This window comes from uncultured Campylobacter sp. (assembly GCF_963517995.1).
In the GTDB taxonomy this organism is placed as follows: domain Bacteria; phylum Campylobacterota; class Campylobacteria; order Campylobacterales; family Campylobacteraceae; genus Campylobacter_A.
Genome location: NZ_CAUQHQ010000195.1, coordinates 1 through 3307, shown reverse-complemented (window position 1 = coordinate 3307; position 3307 = coordinate 1). Strand labels below are relative to the sequence as shown.

The following is a 3307-nucleotide window of genomic DNA, read 5'->3' as shown; positions in this document are numbered from 1 at the left end:
CGGCAAACTCAAACGCTCATCTAGGTAGCGGCCTGGTAGCCGGAACTCTAAACTCTGTAGACGAGGACGGAAATTTTAGCCCCGAGAGATTTGCCGCGGGATTTTTGGCCGGGCTTGCGGGCGGCAAAGCCGTATCTACGGGGCTAAGAAAAATGACTCCTAAGCTATACAATAAAATCCTAGGCGCGGCCGAAAAGATGCCGCAGATGGCAAACGGCAATCCAAGGCTCTTAGGCAAGCTCTACTCAAACGGTAAAGACGTAAGTTTAAATTCTTTTGCCGGAGAAAAGGCCATCACCGCAAACGTCGGTAAACTAGATCAAGCTAAAGCAATGCTCGAAAAGGGCGCGGACGAGGTAGAAATTTGGCAGAAGACGGGGTGGTTTAAAGATGAAATCGACGACAAGTGGAAATTTGAAATAAATCCAAGAGGCGGAGAATTAAAACCAAATCCTCCGAGAAACACCGTTTTATATAATGTTTTAAACAACGAAAAGCTTTATGAGGCCTATCCCGAGTTACAGCTATACAAGGTGGAGGTAGCCGGCGAATATAACCCGGCGGCGCTAAAAGCGTTAGGTAGCGCAGACGGCGGGTTTATCCCCTCTCAAAAAACATTCATAATAAACGAAAAAACGACGGATTTTAAGAGCACTTTATACCACGAAATACAGCACGCTATCCAAGAAATCGAAGGATTTAGCCCCGGGGCTAGCTCTAAAAACGGTAAATATTGGCTCGCAGGCGGGGAAGTAGAAGCTAGAAACGTACAAAAAAGAATGAACGACGTAAGCTATGACGGCTTTAAGAACTCTACTTCTATGGAGTTTTTTCCGTATAAAGAAGAAGCTCAACTGCAAAGGATGGCAGGCGATAAAGAGTATATGGAGTATCATGAGCTATCAAAGAAATTTGACGATTATCTTAACGATAAGGGCGATGGCCTTAGCGCGCAAGAAGAAGCTAGGCTTGGCGAGCTCTATGAAAAAATCAAAGATAGGCTAGGGTTTACGGGGGACGACTATAAAAAGGGCTATGAGCTTTATTTAAAAGAAAATGCCGAGTATCAAAAACATCCTCTTCATACTCTTGACGCGCCAAGAAGCGAGCGGGTGAATATAGGCCGCGGCGACTTAAATTTAAGTAAAGAACTTGAGAAAAAGTACATTTTAAAAGACGGAAGTATCAATGAAGCCGCCGTAGGAAAAGAAGCCGAGCCCTTTATAGAAAAAGAGTATAGTCTAGAGAATTTTAAAGCCGAGTTTTCAAACGGCAAGGTAGACACGCCGATAGGGGAGGTAGATATAAGCTCCTCTCAATTTCAAAAACTAGAAAGAAAAGGTCGCAAAAAATACCTAGGGCTAATAAAACCGACTCTTGAAAGACCCGTTTTTGTCGTGGATTTTGAAGATACTACGTTTTTCTTTAAGCCTTTTAGAGATAAAGACGGCGTCGTTAAATTCGCTTCCGTGATCAAGGAAAGAGACGGCGGACTGGATGTAATTTCTAACTATCCGATGAAAAATAGAAAATTCGAGTTGATAACGAGAGAAGGCAAAGTAAGATACGTCCGAAGCTCTGGCGGCCTAAAGCCCATAGAACACTCTTCGGACGGTAAGGGTATTATACAGCAAAACGAAGAAAAAGTCCATCATTACCGCAAGATAGAGGAGATAAAGCGCGAGCATCCAAACGTCGAAAAAGAGCTAGACGAGAGTATAGCCGCGATGAGTAAAGAGAGCTTTAACGACTCAAATTTTAAAGACGGGTTGATAAGTAAATTTGATACGAAAGAGATAACAACCCAAGAGCTCGGCAAAAGCGTAAATCTAAGCAATAAACAGCTAGCCGTCCTAAAAAACGATATCAAAAATGCAGACTTTAAAGTAATTAATGAAAGCAAAATTTACTTTGACAAGATCGGCAAGGACGGGGATAAAAAGAGGTTTTTCGTCGATATCGCAGAGGATGGGAGTCTCAGGGTGGACGGGTATAGCAAAAAGGATATAGATAGCATCCCTGTAAAGCAAAGTGCGCTGGAGGAGCTAGCAGGCACGGGCGACGCGGCAAGGCTAAAGAATATGAGCTTTGAGGTAAAAGCGGCGTATCGCAACGAGCTAGATCCTATCAAAAAAGAGGCGATACTAAAGACCGCCGAGCTAAACAAGCTAAAGAAAGCGGCTCAAAGCGGAGATAAGGCGGCCGCGGCTAAATTTGAAGAGTTTAAGGCTAAAAAATTAGACGAAAACGGAAATATAAAAGACGGGCTAAGCTTGTGCTAAGCTCGCCCGAGGAGTAAAAAATGAGCAATGACAAATGTCCACTAAAACAGATTCAAGAAAGATCGGGGAAGCTACTCGATCGCTGGGCGCTGAAAGTAGATAGCGCCTTTGAAAAAGCGGGCGAAAAGTTGGACGAGGCCGCAAAGTGGGCCGATGAAAATATCCCGTTTGCGGGCAAGCTGCTAGATGTCAGGGATCATGCCAAAGAGATAGACGAGCTGCTAGGCGAATACCACAGAACCACTGCGGCGATATACGCGCAAGCCGGGCAGTTTAAGGAGTATCTCGGCAAACTCAGCATAGGCAACAGAAAAGCAATGTTTAAGGCGCTAGACGGCGAGACGGATCCCGGCGCACTGCCCGAGCACGTAAGGCCGCTATACGAAAAGGTGCGCAAAACTATCGACGACGGCGCGCAGGCTCTAGTGGACGCCGGGGCGCTAGAGTCAAAAAACGTCATCAAAGACTACGTCAAACACTACTACAAAAAGCACCTAGACGAGGCCAAAGAAAACGGCCGCATCGCAAAGGCGCTAAGACAAAGCAAATTTTTTGCCAGAAAGCAGATGAGCTGGGAGCAAAAACAGCTAAGGCAGATCGAGGACGATGCGGCCTTTGCGGTAACAAACACGATCCTGGAGCAAAAAAAGCAGCTGCTTAAAGCTCAAACATTAAAGCTTTTTGCGGACAAATTTGCAAAAGACGCGCCGCCTGAAGGAGCCGAGGGACTAAACTGGACGAGGATAAGCGACGAAAGCGCGGGCGGCGGTATAAAAAAATACGGAGCGCTTGCGGGCAAATACGTCCCTGAAGACGTCGCCAAAGCTCTAAGTGAGGCTGAGATGCTAGGGCGCGAGATGGCTAAATTTAACGGCGCGTACTACAAGCTAATCGACCACATCAAGGTAAACGTAACGGTTAAAAATCCTTTTACGCATCTTTATAATTTCGGCTCAAATATGGCACTGGCGTTTTTGCATGGGGATTTTGCCGAGACGGTCAAGACTACGGCCGCGTGGATAGGG

General features: G+C 45.8%; 2 protein-coding genes. Both read left to right on the top strand.

The window, feature by feature from the left end; translation table 11 throughout:
* Nucleotides 1-2282 (top strand): LPD23 domain-containing protein (locus tag RYL88_RS12435; RefSeq protein ID WP_314991717.1); only part of this gene is annotated, 2282 nt, incomplete at its 5' end.
* Between the two features lie 20 nt (nt 2283-2302).
* On the top strand, nt 2303-3307 hold a 1005-nt coding region (locus tag RYL88_RS12430; RefSeq protein WP_314991715.1), incomplete at its 3' end, for a hypothetical protein.